The 24,191-nt window shown below is 44.9% G+C and carries 22 protein-coding genes and 2 pseudogenes; 10 read left to right on the plus strand and 14 right to left on the minus strand.

Translation table 11 applies throughout. The features are described from left to right. Positions 1 to 462 (minus strand): hypothetical protein, encoded by a 462-nt coding sequence (locus tag OH463_RS04980; protein WP_005447276.1) that lies wholly within the window; start codon positions 460 to 462, stop codon positions 1 to 3. A gap of 276 nt (positions 463 to 738) precedes the next feature. Here OH463_RS04980 and OH463_RS04985 point away from each other — a divergent pair, with 276 nt between their 5' ends. Next, the gene (locus OH463_RS04985; RefSeq protein ID WP_017189737.1) at positions 739 to 1,107 is read left to right on the plus strand and encodes a DUF805 domain-containing protein; all 369 of its coding nucleotides are present in this window, start codon (positions 739 to 741) and stop codon (positions 1,105 to 1,107) included. Between the two features lie 49 nt (positions 1,108 to 1,156). Here OH463_RS04985 and OH463_RS04990 read toward each other — a convergent pair. The 4 genes and pseudogenes from OH463_RS04990 to OH463_RS05005 all read right to left on the minus strand — a co-directional run. After that, positions 1,157 to 1,810, minus strand: a pseudogene (locus tag OH463_RS04990) (BamA/TamA family outer membrane protein); the annotation flags it as partial. A 265-nt stretch (positions 1,811 to 2,075) separates the two neighbouring features. Further along, positions 2,076 to 2,612, minus strand: a pseudogene (locus tag OH463_RS04995) (glyceraldehyde-3-phosphate dehydrogenase); the annotation flags it as partial. Between the two features lie 200 nt (positions 2,613 to 2,812). Further along, entirely contained in the window at positions 2,813 to 3,652 is an 840-nt protein-coding gene (gene fghA / locus OH463_RS05000; RefSeq protein ID WP_005447282.1) for an S-formylglutathione hydrolase, read from the minus strand. A gap of 188 nt (positions 3,653 to 3,840) precedes the next feature. Beyond that, complete coding sequence (locus OH463_RS05005) at positions 3,841 to 4,989, minus strand: S-(hydroxymethyl)glutathione dehydrogenase/class III alcohol dehydrogenase (RefSeq protein ID WP_005447284.1); 1,149 nt, start codon at positions 4,987 to 4,989, stop codon at positions 3,841 to 3,843. 291 nt (positions 4,990 to 5,280) lie between these two features. Between OH463_RS05005 and OH463_RS05010 the strand changes: the two genes are divergently transcribed. The 3 genes from OH463_RS05010 to OH463_RS05020 all read left to right on the plus strand — a co-directional run bounded on the left by OH463_RS05010 (position 5,281) and on the right by OH463_RS05020 (position 7,717). Next, positions 5,281 to 6,078: an arylamine N-acetyltransferase family protein gene (locus OH463_RS05010; protein ID WP_269990690.1), complete on the plus strand. Its 798-nt coding sequence runs from the start codon at positions 5,281 to 5,283 to the stop codon at positions 6,076 to 6,078. Between the two features lie 188 nt (positions 6,079 to 6,266). Next, positions 6,267 to 6,779 carry a GNAT family N-acetyltransferase gene (locus tag OH463_RS05015; RefSeq protein ID WP_005447287.1) on the plus strand — a complete coding sequence of 171 codons (513 nt, stop codon included), beginning with the start codon at positions 6,267 to 6,269 and terminating at the stop codon, positions 6,777 to 6,779. A gap of 68 nt (positions 6,780 to 6,847) precedes the next feature. Then, on the plus strand, positions 6,848 to 7,717 hold the full coding sequence (locus OH463_RS05020; protein ID WP_005447289.1) for a LysR family transcriptional regulator: 870 nt from the start codon (positions 6,848 to 6,850) through the stop codon (positions 7,715 to 7,717). Between the two features lie 69 nt (positions 7,718 to 7,786). Here OH463_RS05020 and OH463_RS05025 read toward each other — a convergent pair whose 3' ends face one another. The 3 genes from OH463_RS05025 to OH463_RS05035 form a co-directional block, all read right to left on the minus strand. Beyond that, complete coding sequence (locus OH463_RS05025; RefSeq protein WP_005447291.1) at positions 7,787 to 8,560, minus strand: siderophore-interacting protein; 774 nt, start codon at positions 8,558 to 8,560, stop codon at positions 7,787 to 7,789. Positions 8,561 to 8,794: 234 nt separating this feature from the next. Next, entirely contained in the window at positions 8,795 to 10,717 is a 1,923-nt protein-coding gene (locus OH463_RS05030; protein WP_009695962.1) for a S9 family peptidase, read from the minus strand. A 280-nt stretch (positions 10,718 to 10,997) separates the two neighbouring features. Next, positions 10,998 to 11,582, minus strand: a complete 585-nt coding sequence (locus OH463_RS05035; protein ID WP_009702356.1) for a LysE family translocator — start codon at positions 11,580 to 11,582, stop codon at positions 10,998 to 11,000. Positions 11,583 to 11,729: 147 nt separating this feature from the next. Here OH463_RS05035 and OH463_RS05040 point away from each other — a divergent pair, with 147 nt between their 5' ends. Together OH463_RS05040 and OH463_RS05045 are read left to right on the plus strand one after the other, a co-directional pair. Further along, positions 11,730 to 12,170 (plus strand): Lrp/AsnC family transcriptional regulator, encoded by a 441-nt coding sequence (locus tag OH463_RS05040; RefSeq protein WP_009695964.1) that lies wholly within the window; start codon positions 11,730 to 11,732, stop codon positions 12,168 to 12,170. 215 nt (positions 12,171 to 12,385) lie between these two features. Next, complete coding sequence (locus OH463_RS05045; protein ID WP_269990916.1) at positions 12,386 to 13,564, plus strand: lytic polysaccharide monooxygenase; 1,179 nt, start codon at positions 12,386 to 12,388, stop codon at positions 13,562 to 13,564. Between the two features lie 56 nt (positions 13,565 to 13,620). On the opposite strand, the gene OH463_RS05050 is transcribed toward OH463_RS05045, so the two are convergent. Both OH463_RS05050 and OH463_RS05055 read right to left on the minus strand, forming a co-directional pair. Further along, on the minus strand, positions 13,621 to 14,250 hold the full coding sequence (locus OH463_RS05050) for an HAD-IB family hydrolase (RefSeq protein WP_269990691.1): 630 nt from the start codon (positions 14,248 to 14,250) through the stop codon (positions 13,621 to 13,623). 16 nt (positions 14,251 to 14,266) lie between these two features. Next, the gene (locus OH463_RS05055; protein ID WP_005428450.1) at positions 14,267 to 14,596 is read right to left on the minus strand and encodes a DMT family transporter; all 330 of its coding nucleotides are present in this window, start codon (positions 14,594 to 14,596) and stop codon (positions 14,267 to 14,269) included. A gap of 187 nt (positions 14,597 to 14,783) precedes the next feature. On the opposite strand from OH463_RS05055, the gene OH463_RS05060 reads away from it, so the two are divergent. Then, on the plus strand, positions 14,784 to 15,530 hold the full coding sequence (locus OH463_RS05060; protein WP_053053291.1) for a hypothetical protein: 747 nt from the start codon (positions 14,784 to 14,786) through the stop codon (positions 15,528 to 15,530). A gap of 240 nt (positions 15,531 to 15,770) precedes the next feature. On the opposite strand, the gene OH463_RS05065 is transcribed toward OH463_RS05060, so the two are convergent. From OH463_RS05065 to OH463_RS05080, 4 genes are all read right to left on the minus strand, one after another. Further along, positions 15,771 to 16,463 carry a helix-turn-helix transcriptional regulator gene (locus tag OH463_RS05065; RefSeq protein WP_038898299.1) on the minus strand — a complete coding sequence of 231 codons (693 nt, stop codon included), beginning with the start codon at positions 16,461 to 16,463 and terminating at the stop codon, positions 15,771 to 15,773. Positions 16,464 to 16,605: 142 nt separating this feature from the next. Next, positions 16,606 to 17,391, minus strand: coding sequence for an EAL domain-containing protein (locus tag OH463_RS05070; RefSeq protein WP_009695967.1), 786 nt, complete (start codon positions 17,389 to 17,391; stop codon positions 16,606 to 16,608). Between the two features lie 331 nt (positions 17,392 to 17,722). Beyond that, a complete protein-coding gene (locus tag OH463_RS05075) occupies positions 17,723 to 18,034 on the minus strand; it encodes a cupin domain-containing protein (protein ID WP_005447308.1) in 312 nt (103 codons plus the stop codon). An 8-nt stretch (positions 18,035 to 18,042) separates the two neighbouring features. Next, positions 18,043 to 18,693 carry a Qnr family pentapeptide repeat protein gene (locus OH463_RS05080; RefSeq protein ID WP_050932267.1) on the minus strand — a complete coding sequence of 217 codons (651 nt, stop codon included), beginning with the start codon at positions 18,691 to 18,693 and terminating at the stop codon, positions 18,043 to 18,045. 506 nt (positions 18,694 to 19,199) lie between these two features. On the opposite strand from OH463_RS05080, the gene ompW reads away from it, so the two are divergent. The 3 genes from ompW (at position 19,200) to OH463_RS05095 (ending at position 23,949) form a co-directional block, all read left to right on the plus strand. Beyond that, entirely contained in the window at positions 19,200 to 19,844 is a 645-nt protein-coding gene (gene ompW, locus OH463_RS05085) for an outer membrane protein OmpW (protein WP_005447312.1), read from the plus strand. Between the two features lie 455 nt (positions 19,845 to 20,299). After that, positions 20,300 to 21,271 carry a TAXI family TRAP transporter solute-binding subunit gene (locus tag OH463_RS05090; RefSeq protein WP_005447314.1) on the plus strand — a complete coding sequence of 324 codons (972 nt, stop codon included), beginning with the start codon at positions 20,300 to 20,302 and terminating at the stop codon, positions 21,269 to 21,271. 77 nt (positions 21,272 to 21,348) lie between these two features. After that, entirely contained in the window at positions 21,349 to 23,949 is a 2,601-nt protein-coding gene (locus OH463_RS05095) for a TRAP transporter permease (protein WP_269990698.1), read from the plus strand. Positions 23,950 to 24,191 lie beyond the last annotated feature (242 nt).

The following is a 24,191-nucleotide window of genomic DNA, read 5'->3' on the forward strand; positions in this document are numbered from 1 at the left end:
TTATTCTTCTTTCACGCTGATCCTGTTGATTTGCCAGACCATTTGCGAATGGTATGGGGCAATGTCTAGTTCTGGGTATTTATTTATAGAATAGATCAACCAGTAGGGACCTTTGTTTCGGATCTTGATGTATTTATGATTTTGTTTGTACGCCACGATAGGCTGGTAACGAAGGATATCTTCACGAGATAAATCGGAGTGGTAGTCATTCAATGCACGTACTTCAACGCGCTGGGGTACTTGTCCAAATGCATTTTGTAATAGGATGCTTAACTTAACGCCTTCAAACTCGGCTGGCGTTTCGAGCCAAGGCAGTTTGGTGGTGTAGGTAGTTTGAGGCAATGACTCTAGGTCTTTTAATGCCACAACAACATCGGATTTCTCAGGACTGCTAAACTGTATCGTGTTTGCAAAAAGTGTCGGTGCAAACAAAAGCAAAGCGAGTGCCACTGTTTTTCTCATCTTGTGCCCTTTGATTTATTGCCCTTGTTTCGGCGGTATAGCGTCACTACATCGATCCGCAGAAATTTCGGTTATTTATTAATAATAGAGCCAACTTGATGGATTTATATAATACGTTATGGGTGAAAAGTAACCGTTGGTGGAATATACGTCAAGGTTAATGACATAGTTAAAAATAGAACTATTGGATGAATACATTATTTAGTCTATTTTGTGTGCAGTTTGCCTCACGTTGTCTAACTTTCGCGACACTTTCATCTCATTAGGAGAAGCGATATGTTTGATTGGTACTACAGGGTCATCCTCAATTACTCCAACTTTAGTGGTAGGGCTAGACGCCAAGAGTATTGGTACTTTACGTTAGTGAATGTGTTGGTCAATTTAGTGATGGGCATCATCGATCGAGTGATCGGCAGTGTGATGCAAATGGACAATTTTGGCTTCTTTGGTGTGATTTATGCCCTGTTCATTATGATCCCATCGATTGCGGTTACCGTGCGGCGTTTACACGACTCAGGACGAACTGGGTGGTGGGCGTTGATCGCTTTTGTGCCCATCATTGGTGTCTTAGTGCTGCTGTACTTTCTCATCCAAGACAGTGAAGAAGGCTCGAACCAATATGGTGCGAACCCGAAGCATGAGTAGAGATTTGGCTCTGAATCCAGCATCTTGAAGTTACTGGGTATAAGTGGGTTTAGATGCCTGAACCCACTTGGAAATACACTGCACTGTCTTCATCGCTAAAGGCGAAGTCCATGCCTGCTTGCAGACCATAACGACGAGCGATGAGGTAACGAAAGCCCACGCCGTAAGCGTATTCGGCGTTGTTTTCGAATAGTGATGCTTCGGTTGAAGCGTAACCAAAGCCGCCGAAAACATTCGTCGACCAGCGCGTGTTCCACTGATAGGTCAGTTGTGATTCGACTGACAGTGTCTCGTCCCCTTGATAACGATTTCTCGCAACGCCACGCAGTTCAATGTCTGGATAAGACGCTGGTGGTAAAAAGCGTTCGTCAGTGTAAAGAGATTTGTATTGACCACGTAGCGCTAGCGACCATCGATCCGCTAACTCCCAATAGTTAATGCCTTCCACATCCAGTTGTTCGTATTCGTAATCACTGCCAATCGCGTCGTTGTACCAAAGGTATTCGGCTTTGTAGTTGTAGCCTTGCGTCGGACTAAAGAAGTTGTTTCTGCTGTCCCATTCCAGTGTCAGACCCAATCCAGAGGTAGTCGGAGAGGTATTGGTCAGGGTTTGCAATAACTTATCGGCAACAGGGGAGTTGGTGATTTTCTGATCGGTGACGAAATAGAGCTGTTTCACACCGATAAACAGCGGAGCATCAATATACCCAAGTGACTTCAAGATGCAGGATTCAGAGCGTTGTCATTGATTCGAGTTCAAGGAAAACAACGTAGCGTAATAGCCCGCTCTTTCCAAGTTGTTTGACGCAGCAATCGGGTCAATGACACGCTCCCAAAGGGCGAGTTGACTGGGCTTGTATACTTTGTTGTCGATTCTTGATTTAGACCCGCTAGACCTTTAAATCGCCGCCGCGTCTACAAACCCAGTCATTCTCGCTGAACCGAGCATCTCGAGGTTACTTGGGTATAATGCGGTATTGAAGATGGTTGAGCATGCCACCGCCAGTTATTTCGAAATCCAACCCTTTGCCGTTAAAGACGCTATCTAAGCCCGGCAAGGTGGATTGCGGATAGAAGGTCATATTGAAGTCGCCATAACCCACTCCACCTAGGTAACGCACCGTGTCTTGCGCCCACGTCCGGCGGTGCCCTAAGAAGCCCATCCAAGTGCCGTTTTCGGTGGCAAAACCACCGATTGCAGTAATGGCTGGTGTTAGTAGCTGCGCACCACCATCGAGAGAGGTTTCTGCCAGTTTGCGCCTTTTCTCCCGTTGCTCATCGGATTCATGCGAAAACACGCCAGTGAAGCCCAAGCCATAGCCCACGGCGGGCTCGGTAATCACTATCGGGACGGGCAGAAATCCATAAGCGTTTTCAGCCAGATATTCTCCCATGTCCAATTGCCCATCAATGGGATCAAAAAAGTTGATTGCCTGAGCCATTGGAGAGGCGAGCAAAAAGCTGAAACAGGTGGTACTAATGATAACTGACGATGGTTTTTTCATAGGGTCCTATTCGGGTCTATAAACCCTAGTAAGCGAATAGCGTTCCCTTACAAGTTAGACACCAATCAGAGCAATTGCAATGGTGGTTTTGTAAAGAGAAGGTGAGTGTTTTTAAAACGCAAAAAGCCACCCAATAAGTGGGTGGCTTTGTATATTAAACCATTCAGTTTTTTATCGTTTTTCTTATGTCACAACCAAGGTTAAGCAAATAAGTACTTAGCGTGGAAGTTCAAGTGTTCAGCGATAAAGCTAGAGATAAAGAAGTAGCTGTGGTCGTAACCTGGTTGCATGCGCAGTTCAACTTCAGAATCATGAGCTTTTGCTGCCGCCAGTAACGCATCAGGCTTCAATTGCTCAGCAAGGAAGTTATCAGCATCACCTTGGTCTACCAAGATTGGCAATGGTGATTTTGCTTGTTTGAGTAATTCACTTGCGTCGTATTGTTTCCAGCTTTCAATATCGGTGCCTAGGTAAGCGGTAAACGCTTTCTGACCCCAAGGGCATTGCATTGGGTTACTGATTGGACTGAAAGCAGAAATTGAGCGGTACTGCTCTGAATTTTTCAAACCAATGGTAATTGCACCATGACCACCCATGCTATGACCCGAAATCGACTTCACGTCAGAGACAGGGAAGTTGCTTTCAATGATCGCAGGTAGCTCTTGGGTGATGTAATCGTACATGTGGTAGTGACGCGACCACGGCTCTTGAGTGGCGTTTAGGTAGAAACCCGCGCCTTTCCCCAAATCGTAGTTCTCGTCGTCTGCAACGTCGTCACCACGTGGGCTAGTATCCGGTGCCACAATGGCGATACCTAACTCAGCAGCCATGCGAAACGCACCGGCTTTCTGCATGAAGTTCTCATCAGTACACGTCAAACCAGACAACCAGTAAACCACAGGCACTGGGTTTGATTTGGTTGCATTTGGCGGCAAGAAGATCGCAAAGCGCATGTTGCAATTTAAAGCGCGAGATTCGTGTGTATATTGTTTATGCCAACCACCGAATACTTTGGCTTGGCTTAGGCTTTCAATGGTCATGGATAATCTCTCGATAAAACAATGTTTGTTTGAAACTGTGAGTATTTAAAACAATGATTTTTAACGGTGGACAAGACCGTTAAAGACAGCGGATGGCTCTCTTCCCAAAAGAAAACGTGTCCAAGAGAGAAGAGAGCCTGTTTCAAATTTTCAAATATCAGTCATATTACGTGAACCGTTATCTTGGATTATTTATCCATGTGAAGAACGGTACGGATAGATTCACCTTTGTGCATCAGTTCGAACGCTTCGTTCACGTCTTGTAGACCCATCGTGTGCGTGATGAATTCTTGTAGACCGAACTCGCCAGCCATGTAACGGTTTACGATTTCTGGAAGCTCAGAGCGACCTTTAACGCCACCGAAAGCAGAACCGCGCCATACGCGACCAGTTACCAGTTGGAATGGACGAGTTGAGATCTCTTGACCTGCACCAGCAACACCAATGATTACTGACTCACCCCAACCTTTGTGACAGCACTCAAGTGCTTGACGCATCACGTTTACGTTACCGATACATTCGAATGAGTAATCAACACCACCGTCTGTCATCTCAACGATAACGTCTTGGATTGGCTTGTCGAACTTCATTGGGTTGATGACGTCTGTAGCACCAAGTTGTTTCGCTAGGTCGAATTTACTTTCGTTGATGTCGACACCGATGATGCGGCTTGCTCCAGCCATACGAGCACCGATGATTGCAGAAAGACCGATACCGCCTAGACCGAATACAGCAACTGTGTCGCCTTTTTCAACTTTAGCTGTGTTTAGTACCGCACCCATACCGGTGGTTACGCCACAACCTAGAAGACAAACTTCTTCAAGTGGTGCTTCTTTGTTTACTTTCGCTAGTGAGATTTCTGGAAGAACCGTGTACTCAGAGAAAGTAGAACAACCCATGTAGTGGAAAATAGTCTCACCGTTGATAGAGAAACGGCTTGTACCATCTGGCATCAGACCTTTACCTTGCGTTTCGCGAACTGCCTGACATAGGTTAGTTTTGCCAGATTTACAGAACTTACACTCACCACATTCAGCGGTGTAAAGTGGGATAACGTGGTCGCCAACTTCAACGCTTGTTACGCCTTCGCCAACCATTTCAACGATACCGCCACCTTCGTGACCAAGGATTGAAGGGAAGATACCTTCTGGATCGTCACCTGATAGTGTGAATGCGTCAGTGTGACAAACACCAGTTGCTACGATGCGTACTAGCACTTCACCAGCTTTTGGAAGTTGTACATCAACTTCTTCCATTTTAAGTGGCTCGCCAGCAGCCCATGCAACCATTGCTTTTGATTTAATGTGAGTTTGACCAGGTTTGATTTCAAGCGACATTGGATGTTTCCTTTATATTCTCAGTATATGGAGTGACGTCATAAGCGTAGTTGAGGTTTGTTCACTGCGCTGCGTCGTTTTGTTGGTGCCCATTTTAGGTGTTTCATGAAAAATGATAATCCGGCTAAATTGAAAATGATTTTTACGTATGTGTAATAATTAGTTCGATAACGTCATTGTTAGTGCGAGTGAGGTTAAGAAGAATGACAAAAATCGCATTGGTGTTTGACCTCAAGTGCAGTTGAGGGTTTAGTGTTGTTGCCACCGTAAAAACGTTGAATTGGAATGGGTATGAACCAAACAGATCTTCAAGCCTACTTAAAGAAAGTGGGTATCTCTCAATCGCTGAATATCAATACTGATACTTTGTTATTACTACACAATGCTCAGCATCGTCGTTTGCCTTTTGAGAACTTTGATATTGCGCTTGGGCGTAGCATTTCAGTTGCTGAACAAGACATTATTAACAAACTGATTTATCGCGAGCGTGGTGGCTATTGCTATGAATTGAATGCATTACTTTTGAATGTACTGAAAACCATCGGCTTTGATGCACGACCGTTGTTGGGGCGCGTTCATTTGTCTGGCACACCATCAGATCGAACGCATCAATTCACTTTGGTGACCATGGGGGAAGATAAGTGGATCGTTGATGTGGGGTTCGGTTCTAACACGCCACGCGCACCACTACCCTTTGTACTCAACCAAGATATTCATACTGACCTTCAAACATTCAGATTTATCGAACATGAGTTGGTTGGCTATATGTTGCAAGTTCAATCCTATGATGACCCTGAGCAATGGATTGATTTGTATAGTTTAGACTTTGAGCACGTATTTGACGGTGACATCGTATGCGGCAATCACTACACATCGACTTCACCAAATTCCCATTTCACTTCGAGTCGAGTTGCGGCGTTGGCGACAGATAGCGGCATCATTACTTTGTTCAATCACAGTTTAAAGTACCGAGCAAATGGTGAGGTCGTTGAGATTGAGCTGGAAGCGGGAGAAACGTATCTATCTGCGCTTAAAACCCATTTTGGTATCGCTCTTGATGCTGATTACTCATCTTTAAAGCCAGTGTAAGAGTCGTAACTGAGGGGGAATCGTGCTCGAAATGAGACTTCAAGCATCGCGTTACGCTTAATTTCCTTACTTATCGGCTCAAAAATGGAAAGCGCAGCTCAACCTGCGCTTTTTTTATTTGCGCTATATCTCAGTAAGTGAGTTTTCAAAGGTTTACTTTTAACCTTGAAGAATAAATGAGGTAAATCATGCGCTTTGAATACTTGCTTGATGATGAAGTCACCCAAGAACTCGATGCTAAGTTAAGAGCTTTGCTGTCCACTTGCTTCACCAAGGAGCAAGACAAAATCTTTCAAACTCAACGTTATTTCAATGAAATACCTCGTCACCGCTATCTGATTTGGGATGGCGATAAACTCGCTGCCCACGTTGCCGTACACGAAAAACAAGTCATGATTGATGATCAATCTTTTCCCATTAGTGGTATTGCAGAAGTCTGTGTTGACCCCGGTTCTCGCGGGTTAGGGCTGGTGAAAATCTTGTTGGAAGCGGTTCATCAGGATGCATTGGAGCGAGGCGACGCATTTTCTGTTTTATTTGGTCGCACGCCAGTTTATCGATCCAGTGGTTATACACCCATCAATAATTTGAAGATAAAAGTTGCCCCAAATCATTGGGTCAGTACTGATGACACCATGGTATGCTCTCTGAAAATTATTTGGCCACAACAGACGGTTCATTTAGTCGGCTATCCTTTTTAAACGGGTTTTCTCCGCGATTAACTTTGTGTGAGAATACGCAATAAATTGAATTCCATAGGATCAAAATCATGGCGAATTGGGAAGGCGTCAGCGAATTTGTCGCCGTCGCAGAAACCAACAGCTTTACCGGCGCAGCCAATAAGCTCAAAACATCGGTCGCGCAAATCAGCCGTCGTGTATCAGCGTTAGAAGAACGCTTGGCAGTGAAATTGCTTCATCGTACTACGCGTAAAGTGTCGTTAACTGAAGCTGGTCAACTTTATTACCAACAGTGTAAGCACCTTGTGGAAGGGTTAGAGTTAGCTGAGCTGGCGGTAACTCAGATGCAAGCCGAACCGAAAGGTGTGCTCAAAGTGACTGCGCCCGTGACCTATGGGGAAATGAATCTTGCTCCGCTGCTGCACCAGTTTTTAGAAAAGTACCCGCAAGTAAATCTCGATCTGATTCTTACTAACCAAAAGCTCGATTTGATTGAGCAAGGTGTCGATGTGGCGATTCGTTTGGGACGCTTGCAAGACTCGAGCTTGATCGCTAAACGCCTTTCATCGCGTCAGCTGTATGTGTGTGCCAGCCCGGCTTACTTAGAGCGCTCTGGTGAGCCGCATACCTTGTCTGAACTGAGTCATCACCAATGCTTGGTGGGTACCGCTGACTATTGGCACTTCAAAGAGCAAAAACGTGAGAAGTCTCTGCGTGTCTCTGGCCGAATCAAATGCAATAGTGGTTTTGCTTTGGTCGATGCGGCAAAACGTGGTTTAGGTTTGGTGCAGCTGCCGGACTACTACGTGCAAGAGGCGTTAGACAATGGCGAGCTGGTGGAAGTGTTAACCGATTACCGAGACGATCGCGAAGGTATTTGGGCGCTCTATCCGCAAAACCGTAACCTCTCACCTAAAGTTCGTCTGCTGATTGATTTCTTGGCTGAGAGCCTAAATTAGAAATAGGTATTTATGTGTTTAAAAGCTAAGTAGCAAATCTTGTTACTTAGCTTTTTTTGCGCTCTTAAATCACTGTTCGTTTAGCTCGGCATCTTCGCGTTTGATGACCTTATGACCATCTTCTGATACGCCTTGTTTCCAGTAACTGCTGAGGTAAAGGTTTTCACGCTCCACTTCTTTTTCGTTGCGGAAGTATTGGCGTAGCGCGCGCATTGAGTCGAACTCACAAGCACACCACACTGCTGCTTCACCCGTTTTCCACTCCAGTGAGCGGACTTTATCTTCGAGTGATTGCTCGGTGACCCAATGGATTTCCACACCTGCTGGTGCTTCGAGAGCTTGGATATCCGCTTCAGAAATCACGCTGATCACGGCATAGCCTTTTGCGTCTTCTGGCAGAGTGCGAATCTTCGCTGATAGCGCTGGCAACGCTGTCATATCCGCAGCCATAAAGAACCAATCAGCTTCTGTGTTTAAGTTCGAGATGCTGCCAGGACCGGCGATGTTGATGGTGTCGCCTTCTTTAGCGGACATCGCCCAGCGCGCTGCAAATCCACATTGTAGGTCTTTAGTAATATGGCGAACGAAGTCGACTTCAATCGTGCATGCTTGTGGATCGAAGCGACGAATGGTGTAGGTACGCATAACTGGACGGTTTTCTTCAGAAAAGCCTTGGATGTCAGTACCGCCTGTTTCGTTGAACAGCAGCTTGATGTAGCTGCCTTCGCAATCTTGTGGAAAGTTGCCTAGTGCTTCGCCTTGCAGGGTAATACGCTGCATGTTGGGCGTTACTGTTTGTGTGTTGATAACAACGAGGCTTTTTGGTTGTGGTTTCTTTTTCATTTTAATTCACATTTCACTACGTTTGATAACTATTCTCTTTCTCATCTAAGATTAACAGTATCTTAGTAAGGCAGATAGCGTCTTTATCTAAATTTACACTCTGATGTGAAAATCGGCGATTTAATTCCGACAGACCTCGCCCGAATGAACACTTCGTCATCCATGTTTATAAGATTTGGGTTTAAAGAATAAAAAAGGGCACCGAAGTGCCCTTGGTAGAATGAGAGAGGTTGCTTATTGCGTTTGCTCTAACAAATGTGTCTTCAAGAATCGATCCATCGCTTGGTAACCATCGAGGCGATTTTCAAGAGAGCGGAAGCCATGACCTTCATTCTCTTTCACGATGTATTCCACTTCGACGCCACGTTCACGAAGAGCATTGACGATTTGGTCAGATTCGCTTTTCACTACACGTGGGTCTTTCGCGCCTTGTAGAACCAATAATGGAGCTTTGATTTGGTCAACATGGAATACTGGTGAGTATGCTTTCATCATCTTCGCATCTTCTGGGTTATTCGGATCGCCAACTTGCTCATGCAGCATAGCTAGGAATGGTGCCCAGTATGGTGGAATGGAATCCATGAAAGTAAAGAGGTTGGACACACCAACGTAGTCGATACCACACTTATATAGGTCTGGCGTGAACGTCACACCAGCTAATGTGGCGTAACCACCGTAGGATGCGCCGTAGATACATACTTCACCATCTTGTGCGTAGCCTTGGTCAATCGCCCATTTAACGCCGTCAGTGATGTCATCCTGCATTGACTGACCCCATTGCTTAAATGACTTCTCCCAGAATTCACGACCATAACCTGTTGAACCACGGAAGTTCATCTGTAGAACGGCAATACCACGGTTTGCAAACAACTGAACTTCTGGTTGGAAGCCCCAGTGATCGCGAGCCCAAGGACCACCGTGCGGCAGAACAAGCAGTGGCAAGTCTTTCGCTTCACGGCCTTTTGGTAACGTTAAGTAGCCATGGATGGTTTCACCATCACGAGCGGTATATGTGATTGGCTTCATCTTCGCCATATCTTCTGGCTTATGCCAAGGTGCGTTTGCAGCTAACTTCTCAAGTTGGTCTGAATCACGATCGTAGTAGTAGTAATTAGGACGGTCGGTGTCGCTGTAGGTCACGACGATCATTTTTCTCTCGTCGCGAGTGGTGTTGTTCACCGAGATTTCAACACCCGGTAGCTTTTCTTGCAGACGCTCAAAAGTCTCTTCATAACCTTTATCAAGGAAATGGTACTGACGTTTGTCTGTCACATAAGAGATCGTTGTGAGCTTGTTGAGTGCATTTGAGTAACTTGCACTGGTGACGTCCACTTCTGGGTGAGAGAAGATCTCGCGCACTTCTTTGTTAGCCTTCACATCATATTCGATGATCGCTGATTTATCGCGAGTGATACGTGAGGCAACGTACAGGTTCTTGTTATCTGGTGTAAATGAGATTGGAGAGAAGTCTTCTTTGAAGGTGAGGTTCTTCAATGGACGGAACTCTTCATCCACGGTATCACGGTACAGAACCGCTGTATTTACGCCGTCTGAAGTTGAAATCACGCGGATGTTCCCATCGTGGTCTGTACCCCAGTAACGCACATTCCCTGGGTTTTGAGCCACAAGCGTGTTCTTACCCGTTTTTAAGTTATGACGATAAACATCAAACACTTGCGGGTTACGTTCGTTGGTCGTGATAAGAATGTCATCTGGTTGGCTTTCTAAAGTGTCGATCACATAAGCCACTACGCCAGATGTAGGTGTGATGGTTTGCTCTTCACCCGTTTTGACATTGACCGTTACGAGATAGAAGTTTTCATCACCGCCCGTATCGCGAGAGTAAATAATGGTGTCATCACCAACCCAGTAGTAGTAAGCGATGTCACGACCAGTAATTGACGTAATACGTTTCACATCCTCTGGCTTACCAACTGGATGAACAAATACGTTTTTACGGTCTTGCCATGGTTTCATCATTGAAATGTAATCTCCAGCAGGGGAGATTTGGTAGCTAGAGACTTCAGCATTACGGAAGAAGTAATCTACGGGATATTCCGGTGGGATAACTTCGGCAGTCGTCGTGGTTGAAGTTTGGCTACAACCCGCGAGTAGTAGACCAAAAGCGGTAGCAAGAATAAGCTTGCGAGTACGCATTGTATAACGCTCCTTGTGTGACGGACCTGTCAGCATCGTGCTTGTCGGTCAGAATGAATCGATAGTCGCTATTCAAGAACAAAAGCGACAAAGCAGTGAAAGAAAAGCCAAAATCGAATATATCGATAGGGCTTATGTTTGAGGGTTTTTAATATTCTTGTCACTGCTGTTGCTACTATGACCCAATCCATCCTTGGGAGTGGCGATTTTTTGTACTTACCGAACAAGGGACTAGTCGAAATTTGGCATAAGTCACACTTATCTTTCGCTGTTTTGTCATTTATATCATTGGGATAGTCGACAAAAGCAAAAGTGCTGCCATGCCATAGTTGAATCCTTTCACTCGTTTGGAGGTAGTCAGCCAGCGCTGAAGCTGGATACCAGCAGCGGTCCAAAAGGTCACGGAAGGCAGATTCGCGAGGCAAAAAATACCCGCGATGAATGCCAGTTCTAGCCAAGAGCCACCACTGCTGTATACCGTGATTGCGGTTAATGCCATTGACCAACCTTTCGGGTTGACCCATTGAAATGCTACTGCACCTAAAAAGCTCATTGGGCGGTAATCATCGTTGACTTCCGTTTTACTGCTGGTGGCAATTTTATATGTTAGGTACAGCAAGTAAGTCAGACTCAATACCTTAAGAATGCTATGCGTGATCGGGTAAGCATGGAACAAGCTCATCAAGCCAATGCCAACTAAGATCAGCATTGCGCCAAAGCCGAGGGTAATCCCCAGCATATGGGGGATAGTGCGTTTAAAGCCGACATTGGCGCCAGATGTCATGAGCATGATGTTGTTTGGACCAGGAGTGAAGGTCGAGACAAACGCAAACAGCGCGAGTGCACCAAGTTGAGAGTATTCCATAGTGTGTTCCTACAAATATGTTTGCCACAAAGTGATGGGCAAGGGGTTACGTTTTCTGACCGGTCAAACACAATGATAGGTAGAAGTGTCATCAATTTTGTGCTTTTATTTGATGAAAATGCTTCGCTTAAACAACAAAAGAACATTATGGATAGATTTGACGAAAGAATATTGCAAGCACTGAAATCGGACGGAAGAATCTCCAATGTAGAGCTGTCTGAGCGCGTTGGATTGTCGCCGTCTGCTACTTTGCGCCGCGTACAAGACCTCGAACGCAAAGGGACTATCAAAGGCTATCGCGCAGTGTTGGACAATCAGCAAATGGGCGTTGGTTTTGTCGCTTATGTGTCGATAGGTTTGGCGTCGCACTCAAAGCAAGCGCAGCTCGGTTTTGAAGATCATGTACGTTTTGTTGATGAGGTGGTGGAATGCCATAACATCACAGGGGCAAATGAATATTTGTTGCGTGTCGAAACTCAAGACCTTGCGGCATACAAAGCGTTTCATGCAGACGTGCTTGGTGAATGCGAACATGTCAAAGCAATCACGACCATGGTGGTGATGGACACACCAAAAGATGAACGATAACCGCTATAGGGAACATTGTGTTGTAGTACATCAATTTGAAGTGACTCGAAAGAGTGAGTCGAGTATGACTGCAGTCCACATAAAATGCTGGAAAGCAGGCTACAATCTGACAATTCCAGCATTTATTCTCACCTTCTAAATAATCGCATCCTGCTAGTTTTTCTACGTCGTTGCTTGGTTCGCGAGCAGCGTGATAGAAAATTTAAGGATGAATGATGAAATCATACGTAACCCTTCCCCTAGTGAGCTTGGGCGCGATTGCAGCGTTAAGCTCATTTAATGTTAATGCCCACGGCTGGGTCGAGTTTCCAAGCGCACGTCAAAATACCTGTTATTTAGACGGTGGCTTTTGGACCAATGAAATTCCAAACCAAGCGTGTCAGGCTGCTTATGACGAGTCGGGGGCATACCCATTTGTTCAGCGCAGTGAAGTGGCGGCTAACGTGCCAAATTATCGTGATATGGCACATGTACAAGCAATCATTCGTGATGGAGAGCTGTGTTCTGCAGGCGATGCGGCGAAAAAAGGTCTAAACATTCCATCGCCAAATTGGCAGCGTACCAATGTTACCCCAGACGCCAACAACCAAATTGAATTGGTGTTCTATGGCAAAGCTCCACATAACCCTTCTTATTGGGAGTTCTACCTTTCCAAGCCAACTTATGACGACACGCAACCTCTTACTTGGGACGATTTAGAATTGATCGATACGGCTGGTGACGTTTATGTTGATGCAGAAAAACGCTACCGCATGCAAGTGACCTTCCCTGCTGATCGTTCGGGTGATGCGATCCTTTACACTCGTTGGCAGCGTATTGATGTAGCGGGTGAAGGTTTCTACAACTGTAGTGATATTACGTTGAATGGTAATGGCACCACACCACCAACTGACCCTGTCGATCCCACCGATCCGGGTAATAACCTCACGTCACTTGGCTATTTTGTTCCACAAGGGTTTGGTCCTGTCGAGGCGGGTGATACCGTGCGCTTTCGTACGTTTAATGAAACAGGTACTGAGATCGTCGACCTTTTACTCCCTATTAATGCCAATAACACGACGACATGGGCAGCAGAACTGGCAGATCAATTTAACTCACAGCAAACTGGTGATTGGTATGTAGGTATTTGGCATGAAGCGATGAATCACTACATGTTCGATACGAACAATGTTTATGCGAACCAAGTATTGGCTCCGAGTGCCAATTTTAGTTACGCATTATCGTTGATTAAAGGCGATACTCAACCACCAGTCGAGCCAACCAATCTTTGGAGCAAAGACGCGGTGTACAACCAAGGCGATGTCGTAACGCACAATGGTCGTGAGTGGACCGCACAATGGTGGACTCGTGGCGAAGAACCTGGAACAACAGGTGAATGGGGCGTTTGGCGCTAGCATTCTTTCTTCCCAAATAAATAAAACCCTTCTCGATTGAGAAGGGTTTCTTGTTTTTAACTGTCGGAACGACTAGCAGACCAAGGTTGCCAATTCATCGTGGCATGCTTTGCCAATTTGAGCATGGGGATGTCTTCATGTGTATCGCCATACGCGTAGATTGCTTGATATTGACTAACGTCGAACTTTGCTTGAACGCGTTCGACTTTCCTTTCCAAACTGCAGTCTTTACTGTGATAGAGCCCGCTAATGCGTTTGCTGTTCCCAAGGAGTTCACTGCACAGCAAGTGGTAACCTTGAGTGTCGCACCAAGGTTTTAAGTAGGCGTTAAGTGACGCGGAAACGACTACGATCGTATCTCCTTGAGCATGATGCCAATCTAATCGTGTTTTGGCTTCAGGGCGGATGTGTTGCACGATGATCTCTTGAGCAAACCGTGCTCCTAGTGTTTTCACTTCTTCGGTTTGTCGCCCCACAAAGGCAATAAAACTGGCGATTGGACGCATTCGTCTAGCAGGGAGGAACCCAGCTTTGTACATCGCATAAAATGGCAAGATGATAATGTTGCCTAGCCACTTGCGTGGACCCGTCACCGAGTAGTGAAGGAACAGGCTAAACATGTCCTCATCGGTGATGGTGCCATCAAAATCAAACAGTGCTAAAGCGGGCTTTCGAGAATCTGACAATCTACTGCCTTAAGGGTTAATGTGCGTGTCCGTGGGAGAAGTTTATCACCATCACGCCTGCAGCGATAAGTGCCATACCAATCCAAAGGCTGGTATCCATATGCTGGCGATACACTAGTTGAGAAATTAAGGTAACAGATACGATAGCTAAGCCAGCCCAAAGTGCGTGAACGATACCCACAGGCATACCGCCTTTCATTGCTTGTGCTAAGCAGACAAATGCTGCCAAGTGACCCAGCAAAACTAGTGTTGCTGGCAGTGGCTTGCTAAAACCGTCAGTCGCTTTAAGTGCAACATGTGAAAGGGCTTCTGCGCCCACGCCTAAAAGTAAGAAAAACCAGCTCATTGTTATCATTCGTCTTCAGTTGTTGTGGAGTGCGCTTAGTATATTGATGTCGAATAAAATGATAATCCTGCAAAAAATCAAATAACTTTTACTTAAATGTAATAATAGTGGCGTCTTACATACGCTTACACCAAGTCTTGGTTGTAGTCGTTACACTGCCGCCGTCTTTAGAGAGGAGCGTGTATTGATGCATAAAGCGATAGCGGCGACTGCGGTGATATTGGCATTGAGTGGGTGTGGCGGTGAAGGGATGTCAACGGATTCAATTCCCAAGTTCAAAGACCCTAGAGCAAGCTATCAAGTGGATGGGATCGATTTGCTCCATCACTCTATTACTGATGCAATCAGCGATGATTTACTTGGTTTTGAAGCAGAAAACTTATCGCGCAAAGTCACCTATACCCTAGACAGACTTTCTTTGGGTTTGCTGTGGGAGTTTAACGTGAGCACTTTAGAAGAGCTGCAAGCGCTAGTGCCCAATGTCGGTGACAGCAAAACCTCTTCATTCTGGAAATACCATCTCATGCGTCTTTCGCCTGATATGGTAATGGTGAGCACACCAGAGGAAATTGCGCACTTCTATTATGAACAAGAAATCATTGAAACACGCTTTGGTATCTCTACCTACAAGTTCAGTGAAAAACCAACACGTATCACCATGGTGGTCTACCCTGAAGGCATCAGTATTGAAGCATTCAATGAAGGCTATCAGGCAGAATATGACGAGAGTAAAGGCACTTACACAGTGCGACTGCAATATGAAGACGCAAATCAAAGCAGTCATTACGAAAAGCTGATTGTCGAGTTGAACGGTGATCAAGTTTGGCTTGAGAAGGGCACAAGTACGATGGAAGGTCTGGAAGTAAAAGACCACGCTAAGCAGAGCCATCGCTTCGAATATAATCGCAAACAAAACACACTCTCTATCCAATAACGATTTATTGAATATTGAAGTGGTGACTAGGTTCATTTCTGAGTAACGGTTGGGAGACTGGCTCGGAGGTCATGACTTCAATTCTATTTGCGCTTTACCAAGACCCTTTGCGCATTGGGGGGAAGAGATATTTCTTCCCCCCGTTTTTCTTGTGACTAACAGCGCCAATTAACTGCGATTTTCGCTTCTAGAAGGGGGAATAAAAGTGTGGTCTTGGACGCAATAGGTGACGTTGGATGATTACAGCTTGGCTTTGATGAAGTCCAAACCATCAGTATCAACAAAACCGGACGACTTGATCAGTCGACTCGGTTGAACCCCATAACGTCTCTTAAACACCCGACTAAAGTAATTAGGGCACCCAAACCCACTTTTGATCGCTGCTTGCTTGATCGACATACCTGACATAATGAGCGAAACTGACTTTTTTAACCTGATATTATTGGTTAACTGGGTAAAGGTAATGTTCGAGTTTTTGAGCTCAGTTAATAAGTAACTCTTGCTGATCCCTGTTTTTATCGAAACATTCTCCAACGTCCATGGGTACTCAGTGTCTGCTTGAATACAGTTAGTCATCTTATTTATGAGCTTTACAGATGATAAAATGTTCGCTTTATCGAACTCACTACAATTGCTTAAAAAAGACGTAAGTGCGAAGACGCTGATTGAGTGAACCATACATGACGAAACGTCAGATAAACAATATTCAATCGAAGAGTCGAAGTAGTCATTTGTATTAAATAACTTCTCTTGATCATCTCCCGTTCCAAAATCGAAGAAGTAATAATTATCTACAATGACTCTTAGCATTTCTTCTGTGTAAGTGAAGCGTTCAACTTCTATTTCTTTGTCCTTATTGATTGGTCTAAGTGAGACCCAACATTTAGAGTGCGCGGGAACATAAATAATGTCCCTTCCTTTAATCTGTATCATTCGACCACTCACACTAACAAAGCCTATCGCATTGGACACTCTGACTAATAAATGCCGAGAGACGTATGCTTCTATTAATAACTGTGGACTTTGATATTTGAGCGCTTTAAATGTAACTTTTTTCATAGGAATATAAACAAGTCTACGCGGACAAAACTGTTTCGAATCGAGGTGTTTCCTTTATCTCTCTAAAGTTCAATAAATCGAGAGTTTCAGAGAGTGAGAGCGGGTAATAATAGTTGTAACCTTGATGAAAGACCTCAGGATGAAGAAATGCAACTCGTTGAGAGGATGTTTCTACACCTTCTACAATGATCTTCTTGCTATGGAATTTAAGTAAAGGAATCAGCATTCCGATCATGGTCAAGCCATCTTGGTATAGCAAGTAACTCTTATCGAGTTTTATTGCATCCCAATCAATGCATTGCAACGCAGAGGTTTTGAGCTTCTCATCATGATGATAGTCGTCCAACCAGAATTGGTGTCCTTGTTTTTTGAGTTTAACGATGTTTCTTTTGGCAGCGTTGACCTCTTTAATACTTTCTATCTTCGTCACTTCGATGATGATGGGATTTTCAGTATTTTCTATGACTTCATCAACGAAGGATGAATCAAGTAAACAACTAAGAGGTAGGTTGAGTGATATATTTAGGTTAAACTGAGATAAATTGTCATTTAAGAATCTGATTTGACATAGAAAAATCTTTTTTATGAACTCATCATTGATATATTCAAAAAACTCCTCGCTATTCAACCTCTCCCCACTTGAATTAACTAAATGAGACAGCACTTCATAACCGTGAATCTTATAGTTCTTTGGATCTACGATTGGCTGAAGCTTGAACTCAAGGCTGACAAAATTTTGATTATTCCAGAAAACACTAACAATATTATTGTCAATTGATATTTCTTCTATTTTTATAGTCATCTGTTTTTATTCCTTAGGCAAACGTTTTTATAAAATACTAGATGACAGAATCACGTCAAAGAAATTATTTTAAAGATCCCAATAATATCTTTTTAAGATATTTTGTCAGAATTATGACGCCATCTCTATAGCGTCAGTGAAATCTAATTACCCACTAATATATATAATACTAATATTTTCATCTAACTCTTAATGGGCATGGTTTTTTATGCGGATTTTAATGGTTGGCTTTATTATTAAATAATAAAGCCAATTGCTTGAAGTGATAAAAGTGTCAATAAGTGAGCTTTTAACAAAAGTTTAAAAGGGAGGGAATAGGCGGTGAACTATCTCATTGATAGAAGATCGCTAGCCATATTGTCTCTTGCTCTGGGTCGGTCCAACTTACTCGATGCTTCGTGTGCGCTGGAATGTTGACGTGATCGCCCGCTTCCAAACGCTTCTTCGTGCCGTCCTCATAAGTCAGTTCGCCTACGCCTTTTAGCACCAATACCCACTCATGGTCTTCTTGATCGTACCATTCGCCTTCTGGCGTCGTTTGCCCCTTCGATACAATACGCTCGATTCGGAGCTGTCTGTGTGTGAGTAAATCTTCAAATACCTCTTCACTCAAATCACAAGGTAGGTCTTTTAAAAGGTTCATAATGTTTCCTAAATAACAATCAGGCCAAATGGCGAGAGCAATTGTTCTTGTTGCCAGTCGCAAATCTTAACACCGTATAAAGAGACGCGGCGGATGTCCAAACCCTCTAAATCAACATGGGTCAGGTCGCTTTCTTCTATATTAAAGCTGCCCCATTGTTCAGGGCTGAATTCTCCACGTGATAGATCCGCACCTTTAAAGCTTGCACCCATCAAGTTGGCACCATTCCATCGGTTCTCAAATAGATCGCATTTCTCTAGCAGTGCGCGCTCAAAATTAGTGTAAGCCAAGTTGCAACCCGTAATGTAGGCGATACAAAAGAACACAGTATTGCTGACGCGATTAGCGAAATTAGCACTTTGAAAGTTTGCACCCTTCAAATCGCATTTACGTAACTCAATGCCGACGCAGTCTGCGCCATTAAACTGAGACATCGCTAACATGCAGTTGCTAAAACTGGCATCTTTAAGTTTGGCATAGCGAAAGGTACAGCCTTCAATGTCGCTTGGTTGGATAAAGCGGCAATCAATAAACTTCACATCACTGAGATCGGCGTGGTCAAAATTGCATTGATAAAAGCGGCAATTTTGAAAAGTGGTGTTTTGCAAATCGTGATGCGAAAAGTCTTCCTGTTGGAAAGTGAGATCGGTCTTAATCATGGCTTTTTATCTTTTCCTTACTTGGTTAGATGCAGACTATCACTCTAAGTAACTGATTTTCCAGAAATATAACTTCTTGTATTTCAGTGGTTTACAGACCCCGAAAATCGCCAATTTAAGCGGTCAAACGGGCTGTTTAAAGTCGATGTTTTGTAAAAATAATCCGAGCATATCGAGAAAAAAGTTTTGTTGAGCACAGAGGCTTACAGAAGAATTGAAATGAGAACTGCGACGTACTCTTCTCACACGCACAGTTTGCATTACAGAATTGTATCCGATTTGCATAATTTGTTGATCAAATTGGCGTTTTTGTATACGGAAAAGCTATATTTTTCACAAATTGATTTCCATCAAAATAGTAGGGTTTCTATATGCTATTTTGCGCGCAGCTCAAGAAAATAGTGATACTCGCGTGCTTCAAGGTTTTGGATTGATAACAGAACCGTCCGAAAAGGACGAGCATAGCGGAGTACAAAAGAAACAAAGCCCTACAAAAGGAAATAACAATGAAAAAAACAATCTGCAGTTTAGCAGTGGTTGCTGCGTTAGTGTCTCCAAGTGTTTTTGCTCACAGTGAAGGTGACTTCATTCTACGTGTTGGTGCGGCATCGGTTGTACCAAACGACAGCAGTGACAAGATCCTAGGTTCTCAAGAAGAGTTAAAAGTAGATTCAAACACTCAACTGGGTTTGACGTTTGGTTACATGTTTACTGACAACATCAGCCTGGAGATTCTAGCGGCAACACCATTTAGTCACGATATCTCGACTGATCTTCTTGGTCTTGGTGATATCGCAGATACTAAACACCTACCACCAACAGTGATGCTGCAATACTACTTTGGTGATTCGCAAAGCAAGTTCCGCCCATACGTAGGTGCGGGTTTAAACTACACCATGTTCTTTGACGAGGGCTTTAACGGTAAAGCCAAAGATGTAGGTCTTACTGATCTAAAATTGGATGACTCATTTGGCCTGGCTGCCAATGTAGGTGTCGATTACATGATCAATGAAAGCTGGTTCCTAAACGCATCCGCTTGGTATGCAAATATCGAGACCGAAGCGACTTATAAATTTAATGGCGCAGCACAAAAGACTGACGTAAAGATCAACCCTTGGGTATTCATGATCAGCGGTGGTTACAAGTTCTAAGAAAAAGCAGTAGCAAAAGAACAATAAGATTATTGGCATGACTTTTAGGGGCAGTTGCGGGGATTGCCCCTCTTTTTTATCTATTCTTTCTGGTTTTCTTTGCCTTCCCTATACCCCTTCTCTCTCCCCATATGACTACGATAGTGGTGCACTACTTTGGTATTTGTAAACACGTGACCAAAAAGATGAATTTTCTGTTAATTCTCGGTTGCTGAGAAAAGTGCAAAATTACCATAGCTAGGTTTTGAAATTGTTCTGATAAATTCGATTGGAAGTGTTCGGTTAATTATTAATCGAACGCTGAAATAAAAATTACAAAATGAAGCTAATGACTGGCTGACTAAGGAAAATTACTCATGAAGTGCGAAATTTTCACACGAGTATTTTCCGGTTTTGCTGTCTTTAGCTGAGAAAAATGTCTTTATTTTTCAATCGATAGACAGGAAGAACCTAAAATGAAAGGAACCACACTCATTGCAGTATTTGCTTCGGCAGTCTCGCTGTTCTCATACAGTGAGAAAATAAGTGCGGCAGAGAAATTTATTACTATCGGCACCGGTGGTCAAACGGGCGTTTATTACGTTGCTGGGCAGTCGATCTGTCGTTTCGTAAACCGTGGCGCAGCAGACCACAGCATTAAGTGTAATGCTCCAGCTAGTGGGGGTGGCGTGGCAAACGTAAATGGTTTGCGCAGTGGTGAATACAACTTCGGTATCATGCAGTCAGACCATCAATACAAAGCCTTAGAAGGCGTGGCTCCTTTCCAAAATAACCAACCAATGACGGATATTCGTGCCGTTTTCTCCCTACAAAGTGAAGTGTTCACGATTCTTGCGCGCAAAGACGCGGGCATCACCAGTTTCGACGATTTGAAAGGCAAGCGCGTCAACATCGGTAACCCTGGTTCTGGTCAACGCGATACGTTTGAACAAGTGATGCAAGCAAAAGGCTGGTCGCAAGATGTGTTCAGTTTGGTATCGGATCTGAAGCCAGCAGAACAAGCTTCCGCAATGAGTGACAATAACATCGATGCAATGAGCTACTTCGTCGGTCACCCAAACGGCGCGATTCAGGAAGCATCAACCACCACCAATGCTGTGCTAGTACCAGTGACTGGTCCTGAAATCGACAAGCTACTTGCTGAGCGTGCGTACTTCACCAAAGCAACTATTCCGGGCGGAATGTACCGTGGCAACCCGAACGATACTCAATCTATCGGCGGCAAAGCGGTACTCTCAACCACAGCAGAGACGGACCCTGAGTTAGTGTATCAACTGACGAAATCTGTGTTCGATAACCTAGACCGCTTCAAACGCCTGCACCCAGCATTTAAAGACCTGAAAGAATCAGAAATGATTGAGGTGGGTCTGTCTGCGCCACTGCATGAAGGTGCGGTTCGCTACTACAAAGAGCGCGGCTGGTTGTAACTCTTAACACCTTCGATTTTTAGCAAGCGCTGCGATGGATTCTCAGCGCTTGCTTCTCTGTTGTTTGTGAGAAAATTATGGATAAGACGATCTCCACGTCCCATGCTGACATGCATCCGAATGAGCTGTCGGCAGAAGAACTGATTGCCCAAGATGTGGGTGCTCGCCTGCCAACCGGAATCATGGAAAAGCTGATTGCGGGTTTGGCGTTACTGTGGTCTTTGTTTCAACTTTGGATAGCGTCTCCGCTCCCATTTATTGTCGGTTTCGGCGTGATGAATGACACCGAAACGCGCGCCATTCACCTTGGTTTTGCCCTGTTGCTTGCCTTCCTCGTTTTCCCCGCTTTTAAACGCTCTCCACGCGATCGTGTTCCTGCCTTCGACATCATGTTGGGTTTGATTGCTTGTGCCTCTTCGCTGTACTTATTTGTTATGTACGAAGCACTAGCACAACGTCCGGGCAGCTTAACCACTGAAGACTTTATTACCGCATTGATCGGCTTGCCTTTGCTTTTAGAAGCCGCGCGTCGAGTGCTTGGTCCTGCTTTGCCGGTGATTGCGTTGGTGTTTATCGGCTACAGCTTAGCTGGTCCGTATATGCCGGGTTTATTGTCCCATCGCGGTGTTCAGTTGGATGCGCTGGCTAACCACCAGTGGATCACCACGGAGGGTGTGTTTGGTATTGCGCTTGGCGTATCGACCAGCTTTGTCTTCTTGTTTGTTCTGTTTGGTGCGTTATTGGAACGCGCTGGAGCAGGGCACTACTTCATTCAATTGGCATTTAGCATGTTGGGGCACCTGCGTGGTGGTCCTGCAAAAGCAGCCGTCGTTGCTTCGGGCTTAACGGGTTTGATTTCGGGATCGTCGATCGCCAACGTGGTAACCACGGGGACGTTCACTATTCCTATGATGCGCAAAGTTGGCTTCTCTCCTGAGAAAGCGGGAGCAGTCGAAGTGGCATCATCGGTGAACGGGCAAATCATGCCTCCTGTTATGGGAGCCGCAGCGTTTTTGATGGTGGAATACGTCGGCATTCCTTATGTTGAGATCATCAAACATGCCTTCTTACCTGCCGCAATTTCTTACATCGCACTGCTTTATATTGTCCATCTAGAAGCGCTCAAGTTGGGCATGCAGCCAATTGATGCCGCACGCTCAAAACCTTGGCTAGCGAGACTCACGGGATTTGCATTTGGCGCGGCGTTGATTTCTGGATTGTCGATGGCAGTCTACTACGGTTTAGGATGGTTGAAGCCAGTATTGGGTGACTTTGTATTACCTGGGATGGCGTTAATTCTGGCTACGGTTTACTTGGCACTGCTAAAAGTCGCCGCAAGTAATGAGCCGCTACCAGAAGAAGATCCAGATGCTCCACTAGAACAGTTACCAAATACGCGCGCAGTCTTACTCTCTGGCTTGCATTACCTACTGCCTGTGGTGGTTTTGGTGTGGTGTTTGATGGTCGAGCGTTTGTCTCCGGGGTTGTCTGCTTTTTGGGGTAGTGTGATTCTGGTGGTGATCGTTTTGACTCAGCGTCCTCTGTTGAGTTGGATGCGTAAATATGGCAAACACGATTATGGCAACTTCAAAGACGGCTGTATCGACTTGCGTGAAGGCTTGATTGCTGGTGCGCGCAATATGATCGGCATTGGCATCGCGACCGCCACCGCAGGCGTAATTGTTGGTGCGGTATCGCAAACGGGGGTTGGCTTAGTATTGGCTGATTTGGTTGAGATGCTGTCTATGGGTAACTTGCTGTTAATGCTGATGCTCACGGCGGTATTGAGCCTGATTCTAGGCATGGGCTTGCCAACGACGGCGAACTACATCGTGGTATCGAGCTTGTTGGCGCCTGTTATCGTTACGCTGGGTCAACAACACGGCTTGATAGTGCCGTTGATTGCGGTGCACTTGTTCGTGTTCTACTTCGGCATCATGGCGGACGTAACACCGCCAGTAGGTCTGGCGTCTTTTGCTGCAGCTGCGGTGTCGAAAGGCGATCCGATCAAGACGGGCTTAACCGCGTTTTACTACAGTTTAAGAACCGCGGCTTTGCCGTTCTTGTTTATCTTCAATACGGATTTGTTGTTGATTGACGTGGATTGGGCGCACGGTATCGCCATCTTTGTTATCTCTACTATTGCGATGTTGATATTCGCTGCTGCGACGCAAGGTTGGTTCCTGACTCGTAATCGTTGGTACGAAGGCGTGTTGTTGTTGCTCGTAGCATTTACCTTGTTCCGTCCAAGGTTCTGGATCGACATGGTGGCGGATCCGTACCAATCGAGCAATCCTGCCCAACTGGCACAAACGCTTGAACCGCTTGAAGAGGGCGGTGTACTCAGAATGCGAATCAGCGGTGAAGATGCGGTAGGTAAGATGCGTGAATTCTCGGTGCTGCTTTCGGTTCCTGAAGGGGAAACCGGACAAGATAAGCTGGATGCACTTGGCATAGCGACTTATCAGCAAGATGAACAAACTCTGATTGATATCGTTAGTTTTGCTAGCCCAGCAGAGGCGGCAGGATTGCAGTTCGACCAACAGATTGTCGATGTGCGTGTGCCAGTTGAGCGTTATCGCAAAGAATGGATGTGGATTCCAGCAATGTTCTTGTTTGGTGTTGTGATTTGGCTACAACGTCGACGTGTGGCAATGCAGAACGACACAGCATGTTGATAGTTAAAGAAAAATAACCTAACAGCCCCGTTGGAGCCAAGACTGACGGGGCTTTTTTCTGTCTGAAATATTCATCATTTCTATTTTCAATGTCGCGGAATTATTAGCGCATTCTATACTTTATGTTTGATTACTTTGCGCATCATTTGAACAAATGATCAACGCTCAAAATCGGATCTTAACCTTTCAGATCATCTTGTTGTTCGAAAGCGGAAAAATCCTACACTGATCACATAATTGAA

The sequence above is a fragment of the Vibrio sp. NFR genome, from assembly GCF_027587095.1.
Classification (GTDB): domain Bacteria; phylum Pseudomonadota; class Gammaproteobacteria; order Enterobacterales; family Vibrionaceae; genus Vibrio; species Vibrio harveyi.

What these genes read in the sequence shown, in the direction of transcription:
- OH463_RS05055 (WP_005428450.1), bottom strand. Translation starts at nt 14,596, where the DNA reads ATGAGCTGGTTTTTCTTACTTTTAGGCGTGGGCGCAGAAGCCCTTTCA.
- OH463_RS05095 (WP_269990698.1), top strand. Translation starts at nt 21,349, where the DNA reads ATGGATAAGACGATCTCCACGTCCCATGCTGACATGCATCCGAATGAG.
- OH463_RS05075 (WP_005447308.1), bottom strand. Translation starts at nt 18,034, where the DNA reads ATGAACCTTTTAAAAGACCTACCTTGTGATTTGAGTGAAGAGGTATTT.
- OH463_RS05070 (WP_009695967.1), bottom strand. Translation starts at nt 17,391, where the DNA reads ATGACTATAAAAATAGAAGAAATATCAATTGACAATAATATTGTTAGT.
- OH463_RS04980 (WP_005447276.1), bottom strand. Translation starts at nt 462, where the DNA reads ATGAGAAAAACAGTGGCACTCGCTTTGCTTTTGTTTGCACCGACACTT.
- OH463_RS05025 (WP_005447291.1), bottom strand. Translation starts at nt 8,560, where the DNA reads ATGAAAAAGAAACCACAACCAAAAAGCCTCGTTGTTATCAACACACAA.
- OH463_RS05020 (WP_005447289.1), top strand. Translation starts at nt 6,848, where the DNA reads ATGGCGAATTGGGAAGGCGTCAGCGAATTTGTCGCCGTCGCAGAAACC.
- OH463_RS05045 (WP_269990916.1), top strand. Translation starts at nt 12,386, where the DNA reads ATGAAATCATACGTAACCCTTCCCCTAGTGAGCTTGGGCGCGATTGCA.
- OH463_RS05015 (WP_005447287.1), top strand. Translation starts at nt 6,267, where the DNA reads ATGCGCTTTGAATACTTGCTTGATGATGAAGTCACCCAAGAACTCGAT.
- fghA (WP_005447282.1), bottom strand. Translation starts at nt 3,652, where the DNA reads ATGACCATTGAAAGCCTAAGCCAAGCCAAAGTATTCGGTGGTTGGCAT.
- OH463_RS05035 (WP_009702356.1), bottom strand. Translation starts at nt 11,582, where the DNA reads ATGGAATACTCTCAACTTGGTGCACTCGCGCTGTTTGCGTTTGTCTCG.
- OH463_RS05065 (WP_038898299.1), bottom strand. Translation starts at nt 16,463, where the DNA reads ATGATACAGATTAAAGGAAGGGACATTATTTATGTTCCCGCGCACTCT.
- OH463_RS05080 (WP_050932267.1), bottom strand. Translation starts at nt 18,693, where the DNA reads ATGATTAAGACCGATCTCACTTTCCAACAGGAAGACTTTTCGCATCAC.
- ompW (WP_005447312.1), top strand. Translation starts at nt 19,200, where the DNA reads ATGAAAAAAACAATCTGCAGTTTAGCAGTGGTTGCTGCGTTAGTGTCT.
- OH463_RS05060 (WP_053053291.1), top strand. Translation starts at nt 14,784, where the DNA reads ATGCATAAAGCGATAGCGGCGACTGCGGTGATATTGGCATTGAGTGGG.
- OH463_RS05090 (WP_005447314.1), top strand. Translation starts at nt 20,300, where the DNA reads ATGAAAGGAACCACACTCATTGCAGTATTTGCTTCGGCAGTCTCGCTG.
- OH463_RS05005 (WP_005447284.1), bottom strand. Translation starts at nt 4,989, where the DNA reads ATGTCGCTTGAAATCAAACCTGGTCAAACTCACATTAAATCAAAAGCA.
- OH463_RS05040 (WP_009695964.1), top strand. Translation starts at nt 11,730, where the DNA reads ATGGATAGATTTGACGAAAGAATATTGCAAGCACTGAAATCGGACGGA.
- OH463_RS05010 (WP_269990690.1), top strand. Translation starts at nt 5,281, where the DNA reads ATGAACCAAACAGATCTTCAAGCCTACTTAAAGAAAGTGGGTATCTCT.
- OH463_RS04985 (WP_017189737.1), top strand. Translation starts at nt 739, where the DNA reads ATGTTTGATTGGTACTACAGGGTCATCCTCAATTACTCCAACTTTAGT.
- OH463_RS05030 (WP_009695962.1), bottom strand. Translation starts at nt 10,717, where the DNA reads ATGCGTACTCGCAAGCTTATTCTTGCTACCGCTTTTGGTCTACTACTC.